Below are 19,070 nucleotides of genomic sequence, written 5' to 3'. Positions count from 1 at the left end.
TTACAGTTCTTATGTAAGGACTGTAAATTTTCAAGAAAAAATAATTGTAGGAGGTGAAAGAACAATGGTGTTCAGTAGTTTAATTTTTCTTTTCATGTTCTTACCATTAGCTCTTATTATTTATTACGTATCACCTAAAGTTCTTCGAAATTGTATATTATTTATCGTCAGTCTCATTTTTTATGCATGGGGTGAGCCAGTGTATATAGTCATTATGATATTCTCTACCATATTTGACTATATTAATGGGGTGCTTATAGATAAATATAGAGATAGAAAGGGTATTACAAAAGCGATATTTATTAATTCCATAATAATAAATTTAGGAATACTTGGTTTCTTCAAATATTATGGTTTCGTGGTGGATAACATCAATACGATTTTTAACTTAAATCTTCCGGTCGAGACTCTTCCTCTTCCAGTAGGGATCTCTTTTTATACTTTTCAAACGATGTCTTATGTAATTGATGTTTATCTAGGAAAAGTACAAGCGCAAAAAAACATTATTTCTTTTGGTACTTATGTTACGATGTTTCCTCAACTTGTTGCAGGTCCTATTATAAAATACAGTGATATCGATAAACAATTACAAGAAAGAAAAGTAACATTAGATCGTTTTGGTGAAGGTATGGAATTATTTGTTAGAGGACTGGCGTTAAAAGTACTTTTAGCTAATAATATAGGACTTCTTTGGACAAGTGTAAAAGAAACTTCTATATCAGAACTTACAATCATTACAGCATGGATGGGGATTATTGCTTTTGCTTTCCAAATTTATTTTGACTTTAGAGGATATTCAGCTATGGCTCAAGGACTAGGTAAAATGTTTGGGTTTGATTTTCCAGAAAACTTCAACTATCCCTATATCTCAAAAAGTGTAACCGAATTTTGGCGTAGATGGCACATATCATTAGGTTCGTGGTTTAGAGAGTATGTATACATTCCTCTCGGCGGAAATCGGACTGGATTAATTAAGCAACTTAGAAATTTATTTATAGTTTGGTTCTTAACAGGATTGTGGCATGGAGCGAACTGGAATTTTATTGTTTGGGGATTGTATTTTGGATTATTTGTAACACTAGAAAAGCTATTTCTTTTAAAATGGCTTAAAAATAGGATGAGCTTTATCGGACATGTGTATACACTTATCATTGTTCTAATTGGATGGGTATTTTTTGAATTTGAAAACTTATCAGTAGCAATGAATTTCTTAGGAACAATGTTTGGCTTTAATCAATCTGTTTTCTTGGATAATGAAACTCTATATTATACAACAACCAATTTTATGCTTTTTATTGTCCTAGCAATTTGTTCAACACCATTCCCAAAAAGAGCGTTTGTATATATTAGAGAAAAGCTAAAGTTAACAGGTGCTATTGGTATTCCAGTTTTTTATGTCATACTAGCAGTTCTTTCAACTGGGTATTTAGTAAATGACACATATAATCCATTCTTATATTTTAGGTTTTAATGATATCGTACTTGTTTGAAAGAGGTGAGTTACTTGAATCGGTATGAAAAAATATACAAATGTACGATGGCAGGATTATTGTCACTCTTTATAGGAGGGATGTTCAGCGTAAATTTACTAACTCCTAATAAAATATTTTCAGATACAGAAAATAGAAAACTAGAACAGTTGCCAGAGTTTTCTTTCCAAAATCTAATAGGAAAAAAATTCACTTCTAATTACGAAAAATATATTTCTGATCAGTTTGCATTCAGGGACTTTTGGATAAGTGTGAAATCTGATATGGAACGAACAATAGGAAAGAAAGAAAATAATGGTGTGTATATAGGTAAAGATGGATTTTTACTTCAAAAGTTTAGTAAGCCTGAAGAACAAGATGTAAAAAACAAAATAGAAGCAATAAATGATTTTCATATTGCTAATCCTAACGTGAAAATGCAAGTCATGTTAGTACCTACAGCAATTAGTATTTTAGAAAATAAGCTCCCAAACTATGTTTCTCATAGTGATGAGCTTATGTATATTAATAAAGTAAAAAAATCTTTAGATAAGGATATAAACTTTATTGATGTATATCCTGTATTGAGTTCTAAAAAAGATGAATATATATATTACAAAACCGATCATCATTGGACCACTAAAGGCGCATATTATGCCTATCAAGAGCTGGGAAAAAACATGAAATTCACTCCTAATAAAAGTGATTCATTCAACATTAAAGAGATTACAAATAGCTTTTATGGATCCCTATATTCAAAAGCAGGCTTTAGAAATATAGATCCTGATAGTATTGAATTATATGAACAAAAGAAAGCTAATAAATATAAATTAGAGTATGGTGATGAAAGCAAAACGTCAACTTCTCTTTATGAAATGGAGAACATCAAGAAAAAAGATAAATATACTGTATTTTTCAATGGGAATCATCCATTAATAAAAATAAAAACTGATAATAAGAGTGGGGGAAAATTATTAGTTTTCAAAGATTCTTATGCAAATTCTTTACTGCCTTTTTTACTACCACATTTTAGTGAAATTCATATAGTCGATCTTAGATACTATACAGATAGTCTAAATATGTTGGTACAGAAAAATAAAATTAATGATGTGTTAGTGCTTTATAATGGAAATACCTTCTTTGAAGATTCATCTATAAGTAATTTATCTGAATAAGAGAATCAATTGTATTTAATATATGTCCTAGCTATCAAGAGTGTTATCCTCGTCTTTAATTAATTTATGTTTATGGCGATATTCATTAAATATGAATCGTTAGAATCCTTGTTTAAATTAAATGTTTGAAACAACTAAATGAAAAGGAGAAGTTAAACTAATGATAAAATTGTTGAAAATTTTTAATATAAAATTCGTTATTACTATTATTGTTTGTGTGATTACTTTAGGAGCTTTAAGCGGTTGTTTTGAAAAAAAAGAAAATGTTAATAACCTTTCAGCTACAGAAATAGGGGAGAAGATTAAACAGGTTGCGAACTTAGAAGAAATGAAGGAAGGAGATAGTAAAAAGCTTCAAAAGCTATATAACATAAATACTGATGATATCGAAAGTTTTGTGCTATATACTGCTCCTACAAATATTAAAGCTGATGAAATTGCTGTGGTTAAAGTAAAAGATATGAAAAATGTAAAAAACATTAAAGAAAAAATTTCAAGTAGGATTGAAAAAAAATCCAAAAGCTTTAAAGATTATCTTCCGGACGAATATTTTTTAATAGAAAAACATGTCTTAAAAACAAAAGATAACTATATCCTTTTAGCAATATCAAAGGATGCTGATAAAATTGAAAAAACATTTGATAAAATTTTAAAGTAATCAACCTCTAAATCAATAACTACGTATTTAGCTGATTTTCTTTATGATAAGGAAATCAGCTAAGGCGGGAAGTATAAAATTTTCCGTATCATAATTAGCTAGTTTCTATATGTTGATAATTGCACCATAAGTATAGGCACGTTATAATAGTCTCAAATTATATATAAAGAGGTGCAGAAAATGAATAAAACAGAATTAACAAAAGTAGTAGCAGAAAAAGCAGAACTTACACAAAAGGATGCTGCTGTAGCAATACAAGCTGTAGTAGAAACTATAACAAATGCTCTTGCAAATGAAGAGAAAGTACAGATTCTTGGATTTGGTACATTTGAAGTGCGTGAAAGATCTGCACGAACAGGGCGCAATCCACAAACAGGTAAAGAAATGCAAATCGCTGCTTCTAAGGCACCAGCATTTAAAGCTGGAAAAGAATTAAAAGAAGCAGTGAAATAATTATACATAATGAAAAAGGATCTGATATTCATATCAGGTCCTTTTTCATTAGTAACATAGTATACTGGCTCATTGTAGCTGCTTAACAAACCTTTAGAAAATAGTTGTTTTTCATATATTATAATCTAAACCTTGTCATATTCTTTGTTTTGGATATTCGCTTTTCTTAGCTTAACGGGCATGGGATAGCTCCAAAGCGCTTTCGATCTAGGGTTTAAATTTCCCTTGAAGCGAAAATTTTGTATTTTCGTCCCGGCAAGATGAGCCAACGTTCTATCTAAAAAAGCAAATAGTAAGAAGAGTATTATAGATTAATATGTTAAGTGTGTGCATTTTAGAGGGGGATGTGTATTATAGGATTGCTAAAATTGAACTACTCACAACTTATTCGTTTTTAAAATAGCTAATTTGAAATGGATCCAAATGTGGTAAGTCAATTAGAGTAGAGAACTAATTATGCTTTAGTAGGATTAATGGTAAGTGTAAATGGTAAAAAGCAATGAATATGCACAATTTCATATATAAATAGGTACTTTTTGTTAACTCTTTCAAAGGGAAGGTAATGTATGAAGTTAGTATGATAGAATCAATTTGTATTAAATCGAAAGGGGATGAGTGTATGTTAAAAAGAATGATTCTAGGAGTTTCATCATTAGTAGTGGGAGCAACAGTTGGTTTAGCGACAGATGTATCTGCAGCACCAGCACCACCCTTAACATCATTAAATGTAGTAAAAGTTGAATCTCAATTAGGCGGAGTTGAGTTTATTGGTCCCAACAATTTAAGTACAGTTAAAGATCATGGAGGAAGCTATTTATACATTTATACAAATGAAATGGGATATGGTAGAAATCCAATTGCTCAAATGAGTGGTCAAAAATTAAAAAAAGTAGATTCTAAGATGATTGATATTAATGGTGATAGAACAGTTGATGGATGGGAATATAAATGGGATGCTTCGGGACAGCAAAATGGACAATTCAAATATCAAAACACATCTACAAATGCACCTTGGAATACATTATCTACGTTATTAAATATTAAATAAGCTAACAGAAGAATCTAATGTTAATTTTTTGGTCAATTGCAATATATGTAATGTTTAGGCAACTAAAGGAGTCTATGTTTTTTAGTGGACTCTTTTTATCTAATGATAAGGCACTGGCAAATTGATAAGTCATTTTGTCACATAACAAGTTTACATAATGTTATTTCGGTAAACAAATTTATGTTTAATTGTGTAATTAATAAAGGAAAGAAATCTATCACAAAATCAGTGAATTTATTTTATAGGTCTTTCATCATAAATATCTAAAACTACATATTTATGAATATTTATAATATTTTCAGTCTACATTTAGTCCCAAATCATACGATTTTATAACAAAATACTATAATTTGATTAGTGATAGTAGTGAAAAAAACATTAAACATACCTAAGTAATATAGCTAATGTTATTTTTTTACATAATTTGTTTAATTGTATGTATATCGTTATTATTCAATGTAAATAAAATAATTTAAAAGGAGATAGGAAGTTATGTTTAAAGTCAAAACAAGAGGAAGAATAAAAAAGATTGTTATGATTACTGCGACTTGCACCATGATCTCAATGTATGGAACACCAATTTCTAGTACAGAGGCAGCAATTCGATCTCATGCCCCATCAGTTTATGTAACACCACAAAATACTGCTGCTTCAGATATTATTAGCATAGACTGGTCACCGGTCCAAACGGCACCCTATACGTATTGGGCGGTACATAACTGGAATCAGGGAGGAGAGGGTGGCGGGTATGCTGGCTTCCAACAACAAAGTGGTTTTGATCAAACCGGTAAACGTACCCTTCATTTTGCGCTTTGGGATCCAATAGCATCAAACCAAGCAATAAAAGCCGAATATTTATCGCCGACTTCAGAAGCCAGTAGATTTGGGGGAGAAGGAACAGGTCTGAAGGTTCAAACAACTTATAATTGGAAAGATAGTGAATGGTATCGAATGACTCTACGTTCTTGGCAAGAAGATGGACATACAAAGTTTGGCCAGTGGATAAAAGATAATAAATTAAATCAATGGAAGTTAGTTGCTATTATGGATCATCCAGTTGCGAATGTTGCATTCAATTATGGTTTATCGATGTTTCAAGAGGACTGGGCTGGTAATGGACAAGATGTAAGAGAAGCACGTCTTAAAAATGGATATAGCAGAAAAGTTTCAAATAAACAATGGAATTCTTGGAACAATCAGCGTATTTCTGGGCAACATGATACTTCTTATCAATACGATGGAGGAGCTACTTCAGAATATGTATGGGTTAAGGCAGGAGGAAATACGCAATCAACGATTGGTACTGGAAAGACTTTTAATATAAATCAGCCTAGTCAACCAGAAATGGGAAATTTGGATTTTGATATTCAAAATATTCGTTTTGAAAATGAAAAATTAAATGTGTCTTGGAAATTGAAAGAACAAAGTACTCCCCAGTTTAAAGGGAAAATTGAAATCTATGACAATGAAAAGTTAACGGGACAAGCTTTGAAAGTAATTGACAATATTAAATCCTATCAAACTGAGGTAAGTCAAACTATGCAATTGCCTCAAACAGCTTATGCTAAAATTACATTAACAGATATATTTGATCGAACTGTAGAGAAAAAAGTAGGAATTACAAATGGAAATGCTGATATTTTAGTAGGGAATCAATTTGCATGGTCCCTAAAAGGATATAGTGATAGAGAAATTGCAAAAGTAGATTATAACAAAACGGCAGAAGAGATGAAGGTAAAACTAGAAGCTGGTGTACCACATTCCTACTTTACTAGTACGTATGCAAGTATTAAAGTTCAGAACGCATCCGGTAGCGTTATGTACAATAAGGAAATCGTGGGAAATAGACAACAAAATGCTGAAACCCAGAGAGTACCTATAAAAGTGGGTGATTATATAGAAATTACTCATATAGAAGGGGAAGCAGCAAAGGAAAAGACACGAGCAACTTTAACGAATCTTGAAAATAACAAAAATGAGACCATTGGAAAGACAGCAAGGTATCAGTTTACAAAAGAGGGCTTAAAGAAAGTAGAAAAAATGCCAGAGACAACAATTTTAGACGGGAAACAATTTGCATGGTCCTTAAAAGGATATAGTGATAGAGAAATTGTAAAAGTAGATTATAATAAAACAGCAGAAGAGATGAAAATCAAATTAGAAGCTGGCGTACCGCATTCTTACTTTAATAGTACATATGCAAGTATTAAAGTCCAGAACGCATCCGGTAGCGTTATGTACAATAAGGAAATCGTGGGAAATAGACAACAAAATGCTGAAACTCAAACAGTATCTATAAAAGTAGGGGATTATATAGAATTAACTCATATAGAAGGGGAAGCAGCAAAGGAAAAAACACGAGCGACTTTAACTAACCTTGAGAATGGAAAACAGGAATATATAGGAAAGAAAAGAAAATATCAGGTTACATCTACAGGATTAATAAGACAATAAATGTATAAAAAAGTTGGGGGAATCCTCAACTTTTTTATTGTGTTGCTCATTTCTGGAGAAATTGTGCCTATACAACTCAAATAGGAATTGATAAAAATATTGAGAAGATTTGCGCCAAAGGCCCTTATAATATCTTAATTCAATAGATAGTTAGGTCCACATAATCCTTTAAGTTTTAAAACGAGTGTTCTAACGTACAGGAAATCGATTGAAATGATTTCGAATTATGTCTAAACATATAATTTCTTTTTTTTATACAGTGAGCTCGTACAATAAATAACAATGGCTATATATAGTGTTTAGCCATATCCATTCCAAGCGTTCTATGTATAAAGAAGCTTTACATTATAAATTTCAAATCTTATACATATCTTGCAACAAAATCTATTTTTCTTCCAGATTTCCATATCAATAATCACATAGAAAAACTTACCTTTCTTTTTTTATACATATATTTTATGTTGACACGTGGGTAGGGCTTTTTTTTGCAGATGTAAAGATAAAATGCATTTTATCTTTACATAAAACATGTATCATATAATCGTAACTAAAAGCTATGACAAAATATGTAGATGGTTAGTTGTAAATATATAAAGCAAAAACAAGTTGATCAAGGGAGTTTTTTATAAAACATGTATCTTAGCTGTTATTAATTGGTGTGATTGTATAGTGAATAGACATGTTGGTGAAACATGGAATGAATGGGAAGGTAAATTTAAGAGTGTTATGATCATTGTCGAGCAGCTTGTTAACTGGAGGTCAAATATTGAAAAGAGGAATTGTATTAAAATTATTTATGATAACAACAGTGTTGTGTATGTTCATTTTGGCAACCATTATTGTTGGACAAACAATATTCTTTAAACAATTTTATACGAATAAAAAAGTAAATGATGTCAAAATAAACGTGAATTATTTTGAAAAGGATTATTTGAAAAGTGAAGGCAATTCACAAGTTAATCAAAAACTAGAGCAAGATTTCTATCGAGAACATAATACATGGATTACCACATTAGATGGTAAGGGGTATTTAAAGAATGTAAATGATTTTTATATAGAAGTAAAATTAAATCCGTCTAAAAATAAAGAAAAGCAATTCGCGGACTCTACAATTTCTATACCACTGTATAATTTCAAGTTTGAGGACGATTATACGAGAGATATGTTAAATGAAATATTCCCTTTAGGAAAAACAGTTATGTTGCAGGGGATAAAAAATAATTCTACATTTATTCCATATCTTTTATTCTCTAACACAAAAAATCTAAATTTGATAAATCCGATATTAGAAAAAAGAATAACTGATATTTTAATACAGCAAAAAAATAAATATAATTCTATAGAAGTCCCTAAAATAGATACTAAAGAATATAAAAGAGCATCCGAAGAACAACTACCTATAACATACCTAGAAGGCAATATTACAAATGTTCAACTTTCGGGTGTGAATGAACAATCTAATTTTGCTTATACAAATAATTTATTTATGGAAAGGATACAGGAGTTTCAGGCAAATTTATTGCTTAATAAAAAGAATGCTAACTACAATTCGTTACAAGAAATAGATTATGAACAGAATGATATTAAATATAAGATAATAATAAAACCGATAAAGGACAAGAATGGTGAAGTAACATACATTTTTTCAATGGCTTCCTTGCAGCCAGTTGATGAAGCTGTACAAATGATAAAAGAGTACTATGTCTATATTGTTTTGCTTGTGTTGGTTCTTATTTTTCTATCTTCTTTTTACTATTCAAAAAAGATAGCCAAACCCTTATTACAAATAAACAAGACAACTAAACGAATTGCAAACCTAGATTTCTCAGAAAGGGTTTCAGTCGCATCGAGAGATGAAATTGGTGATTTATCTCAAAATATTAATTTACTTTCAAATACATTACACTCACATATTGAACAGTTACAACGAGATATAGAGAAAGAAAAAAAATTAGAAAATACAAGAAAAGAATTTATTTCTGGGGTATCGCATGAGTTAAAGACACCTCTAAGTATTATGAAAAGTTGTATTTCTATTTTAAAAGATGGTGTTGCAGATCATAAGAGAGAGTATTACTTTAAGGCTATGGAAAAAGAAGTAGATAAGATGGATATGATGATTGTAGATATGCTTGAGTTAGCAAAATTTGAATCCGGTACGTATAAAATGCAGATGGATGTTTTTTATATTGACATTGCCATTCAGCATATATGTGAACAGTTATCTTTGGAGATAACAAAAAAACAATTACATATTCACACACATCTTTCTGCGATTGAAGTCATTGCAAATCATCGTCTTATTGAACAAGTAATCACAAACTTTATCACGAATGCTATTCGTTACACTCCAGAAAAAGAAGACATTATTGTTTCTACAATAGATGAGCCAAGTCGAATAAAAATCTGCATCGAAAATAAAGGTGCCCATATCGAAAAAGATCAATTAGATAAAATTTGGGATCGTTTTTACCGGGTTGATACAGCACGACAACGGTCGCAAGGTGGAACAGGACTTGGACTTGCCATTTCAAAAAACATCTTAGAACTTCATGGAGCAGAGTATGGGGTATATAATACAGTTGATGGTGTGTTGTTTTATTTCTATTTAGAAAAAAAGGTGTAGAACTTTTGTTCAACACCTTTTTTCATTTATTTTAATCAGGTCTCAATATTTCCTTTAATGTACAGAAAAATGGGGGAATAAATTGGTAAAATGAAGCGCCCTGTAAACAGGGTGCTTTTTCAATTATATCCTACTCATCCAATTGAAGAGTCAACATACTATTTTAAGTAAAGAAAAAAAGATGAATACCATCTCTATTATGTTTATTAATTTAGAAACAATAAATATACACTTTAATGGATACTTATTGCATTTAAGGGGGGATATAAGATATCATCTTTTTTAAATAAATAAAATATAAAACACTAAACGAACTTTAAAAATTACACCTAAATTAAAGGAGATTACGAAATGAATACAATCATGATTGTAGAAGATGATATGAAAATCGCTGAATTACTGGGAACTCATATAAAAAAATATGGATACCAAAGTGTTATTATAGAGGATTTTGAAAATATCTTAGAAATATTTCAAGAGATAAAACCAGATTTAGTGCTATTAGATGTAAATTTACCTAATTTTGACGGTTATTATTGGTGTCGCCAAATACGAGCTATTTCTACTTGTCCAATTATATTTTTATCTGCAAGGAGTGGAGAGATGGATCAAGTTATGGCTTTAGAAAATGGTGGTGATGACTACATTACGAAACCTTTTTATTATGAAGTTGTAATGTCTAAAATCCGTAGTCAACTCAGGAGAGCATACGGTGAATATGCTCCTAAAGTAAAAGAACGAATAGTTGAGCAATCAGGATTATTCCTGTTCCCAGAAAGAATGGAACTTCAACTAGAAGATAAGACAATTATACTTACTAGAAAAGAAACCACTTTATTGGAAATATTGATAACAAAGTCTCCACTCCTTGTAAAACGTGAAGTGATTTTAGAGCAACTATGGGATAGTTCATATATAGACGAGAATACATTGAGTGTAAATATAGGGAGAATTAGAAGGAAATTGCAAGATTTAGGTATTGAAAACGCACTGGAGACAGTTCGTGGTGCTGGATATCGTTTGCATGCTACTTGGGAGAGGGAAGGAAAGGAATAATGAAATTATTTTTACAAGAACATATTCCACTCATTTGTTATACATTTGCCCAATTGCTTATCATTCTTTTTATATATTGGTTTGATGGTTATCCACATATTTTGACAGCATTATATTCTGTATTTTTGGGTGTTTTTTTATTAATGGGTTATTTAATATATCGTTATTATAGTCATCGTTCATTCTACAAGCGTCTATCAACACCAATGGAAACGTTAAATGAATCAATAAAAGATAGTGATTTGACTCCGTTATCAATGGCCTTAGAAACATTACTACAAACTCAATATCAATATTATCAAAACCAATTAAAAAAATGGGAACGAAAACAACAAGAACAAATGACTTTTATGAATCAATGGGTTCATCAAATGAAAACACCTCTTTCTGTTATTGAGTTAATTACACAAGATGCAGATGACTCTCAATTTGACAGTATTAATGAAGAAACGGAAAGAATCAAAAAAGGATTAGAAATGGTCTTATATGTTGCTCGTTTAGAAACATTTGAACAGGATTTTCATGTAGAACGATTGCAATTATTGGGAATGCTTGATTCTGTTATTCATGAAAATAAACGTCTGTTTATACGTAGTTATGTGTATCCAGAAGTAAAAGTAGATCCGAGTCTTATTGTAGAAACAGATAAGAAATGGTTTCGATTCATACTCAATCAAGTACTGTCAAATGCAATTAAATATTCATCAAGTAAGAAAGGGAAAGTAATAGTATCGGCGTATTCAAAAGGACGAGCAATTATTTTGGAAGTAAGAGATTATGGAGTGGGTATTCCTACTGCTGATTTACCACGTGTTTTTAATCTATTTTATACTGGAGAAAATGGTAGAAAATTCAAAGAGTCTACAGGAATGGGATTATATCTTGTTAAAGAAGTATGTGAAAAATTAAATCATAAAATTGAGCTAGAATCTGAGGTAGGTAAGGGGACGAAAGTTAGAATCGTATTCCCGTATGCCTCTCGTTAACCGATGAAAGAAAGATTATTCATCGGTTTTTTCTTTTGAATCTTACAAACTTGTTAGATAAATGTTAGGGAAATCGATAGGGGACATACTAAATATAGGTTACACTTCATGTATCGAAAAGAGAAATGGAAGGTGAAATACTTGTGGAGATACTACATGTTTCAGATTTAGGGAAGGTTTATCCTGGAAAAATTTCTTATACAGCATTATCCCATATTGATTTAAAAATAAACAAAGGTGAATTTGTAGGAATTATGGGACCATCTGGGAGTGGTAAAACAACGCTATTAAATATGGTGTCTACTATAGATGTTCCAACGTCAGGAAAAGTATTAATTCATGGAGAAAATCCATATCTGTTATCTCCAGATCAGTTGTCTTTATTTCGAAGACGTGAATTAGGGTTTGTTTTTCAATCATTTAATCTCCTAAATACATTGACAGTGAAAGAAAATATTGTTCTTCCACTTACACTTGATGGTGTAAGCCCTAGAGAAATGGAAGGGAAAGTGGAAGCTATTGCTAAAAAACTAGGGATAACTGAAATACTAGATAAACGTACGTATGAAATTTCTGGTGGCCAGGCACAAAGAACAGCAATCGCACGAGCTACTATTCATAATCCAAAATTATTACTTGCGGATGAGCCTACAGGAAATCTGGATTCAAAATCTGCTTGTGATGTGATGGAATTATTGACAAGGCTTAATAAAGAAAATAGCACAACGATGATGTTAGTGACACATGATGCAATGGCTGCAAGTTATTGTGATCGAATTGTGTTTATCAAAGATGGACAGTTATACAATGAGATTTATTGTGGAGATAATCGCAAAGTATTCTATCAAAAAATTCTAGAGGTTCTAGCATTATTAGGAGGAAATGCAAATGACTTTTCGACAGTTCGCATTTAATAACGTCATTCGAAGTAAACGAACATATTTGGCTCATTTTTTAAGTAGTACGTTTGCTATTATGATTTTCTTTACTTATGCATTACTTGCATTTCATCCTAATTTACAAGGCGACCTTGCTGCCAGTGTAACAATCAATACATTTGCAAAGTCAGGATTACAGATATCGCAGGGGTTAATATTTTTCTTCTCATTCTTCTTTATCCTATATTCTGTAAGTGCATTTTTAAAAACAAGAAAAAAAGATTTTGGAATTCTAATGCTACATGGGATGTCACGTTCACAGTTGAATAAATTAGTATTTATTGAAAATATAATAATTGGAATCGCTTCTATTTTAACAGGAATTACAATTGGAATGGCTTTCTCTAAGTTTATCTTAATTATGAGCAACAATCTGCTAATGATTGATAAAGGACTCCCATTTTACATGCCATTTAAAGCAATTGGAATAACATTTGGAGCTTTCTTCTTATTATTTTTACTTATTTCACTTTTCACTTCTCGACTAGTAAATGTAGAGCAATTAGTAGAATTAATAAAAGCAGAAGAAAAGCCAAAGCCTGAACCAAAAGCATCCCTGTGGCTATCTTTGTTGGCACTAATTTGTATTGGATTAGGATATACAGCTGTTTTCCATAGTGTTAACGCAATTCATTACAAGGATGTGAAATATGTATTATTCATGATGGCGATAGGGGTGAGCTTTGTTGTACTTGGAACGTACTTCTTATTTACACAGCTCAGTGTGTATGTGTTACGTGTATTAAAGAAAAGGGAAAATATTTTCTTTAAGAAAACAAACATACTCACCATCTCAGATTTAGTGTATCAATTAAAAGATAATGCAAAAATGTTTTTTATGGTCACTATTATATCTGCTGTTGCCTTCACTGCAGTGGGAACTTGTATGGGATTAGGTAACACAGCCATGGCTGAATCAAATAGTCCCTTCGCATTTTCTTATCAGTCTTATAATAATAATCCTTTAGAAAAAGAGCATCTAAAAAGAATAGAAAGCGAACTCAATAATGGTGGGTTTAAATTCAAACAAGTAGCCTATTCCATAAAACAAATTCCAGATACCCTTTATAACAGCAATGTATTATTAAGCGTTATAAAAATAAGTGATTACAATAGGTTAGCAGAATCATTTGATTTTGAAAAAGAAAGCTTAAAAGATCAAAATAGTAGTTTTGTCATTCCTTCAAAAAAAGTCGCTAATACAAAATCTAATCAAAATGAATTTCAATTGTTGCATGAAAATATAAAAAAAGATATGCATGTAGATAAAATACTAGCTCCGAAAGAACTACAAGATACAACCGTCACGATAATTATTGTACCAGACGTTTTATATAATCAAATGATTGTAGACCCAGAGAAACAATATGGACAATCGACTATCAATGGTTTTATTGTGAAAAATTGGGATCAAACAAAAAAGGTTGCTGAAAAAATCGTGACTACTCTTCAGAAAGATAATGAAGGTATACATGAGCCTGAATTATACAACAAACAATATAAATTTTCTTCTTTAATATTTACATGGATAGTGATGAAACAAGGTTTTGGACTTGCATCCATCATGAGTGTATTAATAGGTATTGTTTTCTTTACGTTTGCTGCAAGCTTTTTATATTTCCGATTATACACAGACTTAGAACGAAATCAGCAGCAATATAAAATGATAGCAAAAGTTGGTTTAAGTAAACCTGAATTAAAGAAAATTGTGACACGTCAACTTGCATTACTATTCTTTTTACCCATTGTAATAGCAATTACACATAGTGCAGTAGCTTTTACGGCCTTGCAAGAGTTAGCCGATTTTTCAGTCTTAGGTAGTTCAGTTATGGTATTAATTTGTTTCTTAGTTTTGCAAATTATATACTTTTACTTTGTTCGTTCTCAGTACTTGAAAAAAATGTATAAGACGATTTTTAAATTCAAATATAATTAAAAGAAGGAGAATATAGATTGAAAAAGAGACTTGGATTATTAATAGTAGCTGGCATTTCGATTACCATGTTAGGAGCATGTTCATTATTTGGTACAAAAGACTCTCCAGCAAATGGACTTTCAATAGAGGTGGAGCAGTTAAATGAACAAACAAGAAATTCTATAATAGACCTATACAAAGATATAACCATATCACAAGACCAATTCAAAATAAAAGAGGGGAGCATAGATAATAACAAGCTCAACATAAAGCTCCCGACACAGTTTGGGGATGCAGGGGCGGATACTCCTAGTAATTTACTATTTATTAGTAGAACAACTGCTGAAAAAATGGAAAAAAAGGGGCTTATACGTGAAAGGGATAATAATCAGGGGGACATGACTTCAGCTCCTATTGATTCATTACCAAAAATAGAAAAAGATGAAACTATCTTATTTGCAAATAAAGAATATAAGGACTTAAAAGAAATAACATATGACGGGAAAAAAATGAGTACTAAGTATGAAGGTGATGTATGGCTAGCGCCATATCGTGGTGGATCCAACGAAATCCTATTAATTGTAGATGATACTTTATTTAAAGAAATAAATGGGAAAGAAAAAACAAGACAATTTCTATCTTTTAATAAATCTTTTGGGAATCTTAATTTAGTCAATCAGGGGAAAGAACCAGAATTAACAAAGGAAATAAATAAATTGAATACGGCTTTAGGTACTGAGGGTAAGGGAGCCGTTGAATTTGTAAATATTACAGAAAAGTAAAAAAAATTACGTCTATATGGGTAAAAACTGGTCACCATCAAGTTAAGAAAAATAAATACACCAAAACGAAAAATCTCACTTCTTATCTTAAAAAAGATGAAAAGTGAGGTTTTTTGCTTAGCGTGATAATGTTCCAAAACGCTGATGGTAATACATGTCTATCAAGCTAAGATTGGATTTTCTATGAAATTTCATTTCTCGTTGTTGTCCCCCTATTAGCGTTTCGGTTCCGTTACTATACAAACTCAAATTTCTTCCTCATATTAAAGTGGAACAAATTTATTACTTAAATTGTCTATTAAATGTAATCCTAAAAACTTAGTACCCAAACATGATACATTGAGTCTGGTTTGACATCTATTTTAAGTACTGCTAAACACGAAAGGACTGATTATCTTGAAAAGTACAAGGATGTTAAAAATAGGGATGTGTGTTGGAGTATTAAGTTTAAGTCTTGCAAGTGTAAAACTTTTTACAGGTGAACCATTTTAGATGGAAGCAAAAGAAAAAGTAGAGAAAACTAAATATGAAACTCATACGCCTCATTGAGCACCCACGCAACTTGAGAAAAGTTCGACGCTTGACTGGGTTACTATCCAATCGACGCTGATACAAAATGGGCAGTTACCTATCGATTACCTTACGAATGGTTTGTTTACGCATCTACCTTTAAGGTTCTGATTGCAGGGGCATTTTTACTACAATATCCAATTGACAAATTAGGTGATATTTTCACTTATACAAAATATGATTTAGTCAAGTATTCACCAATTACAGAGAATCAAGTGGATACCGGTATGACTCTTGGGGGAAATTGCGGAGACGGATATTCATTATAGTGATAACACAGTGGGGAACATTTTATTCGAAAAATTAGAAGTCGATTCTTTTTTACATCAAAAGAATCGTTTTTTACATTCTTTTCATTACGATTATGCTAACAAGAACCATTATATTATACGAGTAATGTAAGAACTCACTATTACAAATATTAGATAAAGTGCAAAGAGATGAGGAACAGCTCACAATTTTTTTGCTTTAAGGGGCAGCATTATTATACAGAATAGAGATGGAATAGTTCGTTCAAGAGTTAATCTACGTTTTATAATCTATAGATTATAAAACTATGTACTGTTTCTGATTAGCACACTTTTTAAATATAAGTATATTTCTGAAGGTAACCTCAATAATTTTAAGTAAATCAACAGGAGAATTGAAAGGCAGGAGAAAGTAGCATGTCAGAAAATTATCGTTCTCGAGAGGAGCGACGACAAGTTAAAAAGAAAAAACAACCAGATGCTAAAAAACAAAAACCAAAAGGTAAAACATCATTTTTTCGTAAGTTTTTAATTAGTTGTTTATTACTTGGTATTGTAGGGTTAGTCGCAGGGGTTGCTACTTTTTTCGTTATGATCAAGGATGCGCCAAAACTTGAGAAAACAAAACTTGTTAATCCGTTATCCTCAAAAATTTATAATAAAGATGGGAAATTGATATATGAATATGGGAAAGAAAAACGAACAAATATTATGTATGGTCAAATTCCTAAATTAGTAGAAAATGCGTTTTTAGCAGCAGAAGATGCACGTTTTTATGAGCATAGAGGTGTAGACTTTAAAGGTACTACACGTGCAGTTTTAGTCAGCCTAAAAGGAGATTACGGCTCTCAAGGTGGAAGTACGATTACGCAGCAAGTTATTAAAAATTACTTCTTATCAATGGAAAAAACGTCAAAGAGAAAGGTGCAAGAAATATATTTAGCGTACAAGCTAGAACAACAGTATTCAAAACATGAAATTTTAGAAATGTACTTAAATAAAGTTTACTTAGGCAACCGTTCATATGGAATCGCAACAGCGGTACAAAATTACTATGGTAAGGAATTGAAGGATTTAACACTAACAGAAGTTGCGATGCTTGCTGGTATAATGAAAGCGCCTAATAGCTATGATCCAACGAAAGAACAAAATATCAAAAAAGCAACAGAAAGAAGAAATGTTGTACTTGAATTAATGAATCGACATGGTTATATTACAAAAAAAGAAATGGAAGAAGCATCAAAAGTTCCAGTAACAGAAGGTCTTAAGAAAGCAACTGAACAAAAAGAAATGCCATATCCTGCTTTTATGGATGCGGTTGTGAAAGAAGTTGAAAAAGAGTTGCCAGATGCTAATATTGGATCTGACGGTTTAGAAATTTATACAACATTAGATCCAAAGGCACAGGATTTTGCGGACAAGATTTTAAATGAAAATATTATTAATTATCCAAATGAGAAATTCCAAGGTGCGTTCACATTTATGGATACGAAAACTGGAGAAGTTCGTGCAATTGGTAGCGGACGTGGTGAAAATAAAACTGTATTTAAAGGGCATAATATGGCGATTGAGTTAAATCGCTCAGCAGGTTCAACGATGAAACCAATTTTTGATTACGCTCCTGCAATTGAATATTTAAAATGGGCTACTTACCATCAAATTGATGACTCTCCATTTAAGTATTCAACAGGACAAGAAGTTAGAAATGCAGATAGAAAGCATTTAGGACCAATTACAATGCGTGATGCATTGAAAACGTCCCGAAATATCCCGGCAATAAAAACTGCAAAAGAAGTAGGAATTAATAAATCAAAAGCTTTCTCTGAAAAGCTAGGTATTACATTTAATGTAGCACCGACCGAATCAACAGCGATTGGTACAAATGAAGCGTCACCAACTGAAATTGCAGGTGCTTATGCGGCATTTGGTAATGATGGTAAGTATACGAAACCGCATTTTGTTAAGAAAGTCGTTTATCCAGATGGTAAATCAAAAAGCTTTGAGCAAAAGCCAAAACGAGTTATGAAGGATTCTACAGCATATATGATTACTGATATGCTTCGTACTTTTGTTTCATCTGGATTGGGTACAACAGCTAATATAGGTTCTTTAGATATAGCGGGTAAAACAGGTACAACAAACTATTCTTTAGAACAAATAGCAAAATATAATCTACCAGAAAGTGCAACCCGTGATAGTTGGTTTGCTGGTTATACACCACAATATACGATGGCAGTATGGACTGGATATATAAAAGATAGTAAAGAAAATTATATTAGTAGTAAAAATACGAAGATTGCTCAGTTGATTTTTAAAGAAATGATGACTAATTTTGCTACAGATAAGTCGCAATTTAAAATGCCGAACAGTGTAGTTCAAGAAGGTAGCGAATTACGTATTAAAGGTGAGAAGCGTGATTCTTCTCCAAATGCGAAAATAGCCAATACGACTGAACAGTCGAATGAAAATAAGCAAAAAGAAAAGCAAAAGAAACAAGAAGAATTAAAGAAACAAGAAGAGCAAAAGCAAAGTGAGCCAAACAGTGGTAGTGGCGAAGGAAATACAAGGCCACCAAACAATGGTAGTGGCGAAGGAAATACAAGGCCACCAAACAATGGTAGTGGCGAAGGAAATACAAGGCCACCAAACAATGGTAGTGGCGAAGGAAATACAAGGCCACCAAACAATGGTA

General features: G+C 31.5%; 13 protein-coding genes. All 13 read left to right on the top strand.

From position 1 onward, the window contains the following. Positions 1-64: 64 nt before the first annotated feature. A complete protein-coding gene (locus JDS98_RS23705) occupies positions 65-1,471 on the top strand; it encodes an MBOAT family O-acyltransferase (RefSeq protein ID WP_199634396.1) in 1,407 nt (468 codons plus the stop codon). A 33-nt stretch (positions 1,472-1,504) separates the two neighbouring features. Next, positions 1,505-2,644 (top strand): DHHW family protein, encoded by a 1,140-nt coding sequence (locus JDS98_RS23700; RefSeq protein WP_199634395.1) that lies wholly within the window; start codon positions 1,505-1,507, stop codon positions 2,642-2,644. Positions 2,645-2,804: 160 nt separating this feature from the next. After that, positions 2,805-3,302 carry a DUF4358 domain-containing protein gene (locus JDS98_RS23695; RefSeq protein WP_199634394.1) on the top strand — a complete coding sequence of 166 codons (498 nt, stop codon included), beginning with the start codon at positions 2,805-2,807 and terminating at the stop codon, positions 3,300-3,302. 180 nt (positions 3,303-3,482) lie between these two features. Beyond that, complete coding sequence (locus JDS98_RS23690; protein ID WP_199634393.1) at positions 3,483-3,755, top strand: HU family DNA-binding protein; 273 nt, start codon at positions 3,483-3,485, stop codon at positions 3,753-3,755. A 562-nt stretch (positions 3,756-4,317) separates the two neighbouring features. After that, positions 4,318-4,803, top strand: coding sequence for a DUF4879 domain-containing protein (locus tag JDS98_RS23685; protein WP_199634392.1), 486 nt, complete (start codon positions 4,318-4,320; stop codon positions 4,801-4,803). Positions 4,804-5,295: 492 nt separating this feature from the next. Continuing rightward, positions 5,296-7,257 carry a DUF3472 domain-containing protein gene (locus tag JDS98_RS23680; RefSeq protein WP_199634391.1) on the top strand — a complete coding sequence of 654 codons (1,962 nt, stop codon included), beginning with the start codon at positions 5,296-5,298 and terminating at the stop codon, positions 7,255-7,257. Positions 7,258-8,023: 766 nt separating this feature from the next. Next, the gene (locus tag JDS98_RS23675) at positions 8,024-9,883 is read left to right on the top strand and encodes a sensor histidine kinase (RefSeq protein WP_199634390.1); all 1,860 of its coding nucleotides are present in this window, start codon (positions 8,024-8,026) and stop codon (positions 9,881-9,883) included. Positions 9,884-10,234: 351 nt separating this feature from the next. Next, complete coding sequence (locus JDS98_RS23670) at positions 10,235-10,939, top strand: response regulator transcription factor (RefSeq protein WP_098710997.1); 705 nt, start codon at positions 10,235-10,237, stop codon at positions 10,937-10,939. Next, positions 10,939-11,925, top strand: a complete 987-nt coding sequence (locus JDS98_RS23665; protein ID WP_098912078.1) for a sensor histidine kinase — start codon at positions 10,939-10,941, stop codon at positions 11,923-11,925. The genes JDS98_RS23670 and JDS98_RS23665 overlap by 1 nt, the downstream gene beginning before the upstream one ends. Positions 11,926-12,068: 143 nt before the next feature. Next, positions 12,069-12,839, top strand: a complete 771-nt coding sequence (locus JDS98_RS23660; protein ID WP_098912095.1) for an ABC transporter ATP-binding protein — start codon at positions 12,069-12,071, stop codon at positions 12,837-12,839. Then, positions 12,814-14,799, top strand: coding sequence for an FtsX-like permease family protein (locus JDS98_RS23655; protein ID WP_199634389.1), 1,986 nt, complete (start codon positions 12,814-12,816; stop codon positions 14,797-14,799). The genes JDS98_RS23660 and JDS98_RS23655 overlap by 26 nt, the downstream gene beginning before the upstream one ends. Positions 14,800-14,816: 17 nt before the next feature. Continuing rightward, complete coding sequence (locus JDS98_RS23650; RefSeq protein ID WP_199634388.1) at positions 14,817-15,560, top strand: lipoprotein BA_5634 family protein; 744 nt, start codon at positions 14,817-14,819, stop codon at positions 15,558-15,560. Between the two features lie 1,235 nt (positions 15,561-16,795). Further along, positions 16,796-19,070 (top strand): transglycosylase domain-containing protein (locus tag JDS98_RS23645; protein WP_199634387.1); only part of this gene is annotated, 2,275 nt, incomplete at its 3' end.

Source organism: Bacillus cereus group sp. N11 (genome assembly GCF_016483605.1).
Classification (GTDB): Bacteria; Bacillota; Bacilli; order Bacillales; family Bacillaceae_G; genus Bacillus_A; species Bacillus_A toyonensis.
Note: the sequence above shows the minus strand (reverse complement) of the source record. Positions and strands in the feature narration are given on the sequence as shown.

Coding starts and splice junctions, on each gene's coding strand:
- JDS98_RS23705 (WP_199634396.1), top strand. CDS start 65: ATGGTGTTCAGTAGTTTAATTTTTCTTTTCATGTTCTTACCATTAGCT.
- JDS98_RS23695 (WP_199634394.1), top strand. CDS start 2,805: ATGATAAAATTGTTGAAAATTTTTAATATAAAATTCGTTATTACTATT.
- JDS98_RS23690 (WP_199634393.1), top strand. CDS start 3,483: ATGAATAAAACAGAATTAACAAAAGTAGTAGCAGAAAAAGCAGAACTT.
- JDS98_RS23685 (WP_199634392.1), top strand. CDS start 4,318: ATGTATGAAGTTAGTATGATAGAATCAATTTGTATTAAATCGAAAGGG.
- JDS98_RS23680 (WP_199634391.1), top strand. CDS start 5,296: ATGTTTAAAGTCAAAACAAGAGGAAGAATAAAAAAGATTGTTATGATT.
- JDS98_RS23670 (WP_098710997.1), top strand. CDS start 10,235: ATGAATACAATCATGATTGTAGAAGATGATATGAAAATCGCTGAATTA.
- JDS98_RS23665 (WP_098912078.1), top strand. CDS start 10,939: ATGAAATTATTTTTACAAGAACATATTCCACTCATTTGTTATACATTT.
- JDS98_RS23655 (WP_199634389.1), top strand. CDS start 12,814: ATGACTTTTCGACAGTTCGCATTTAATAACGTCATTCGAAGTAAACGA.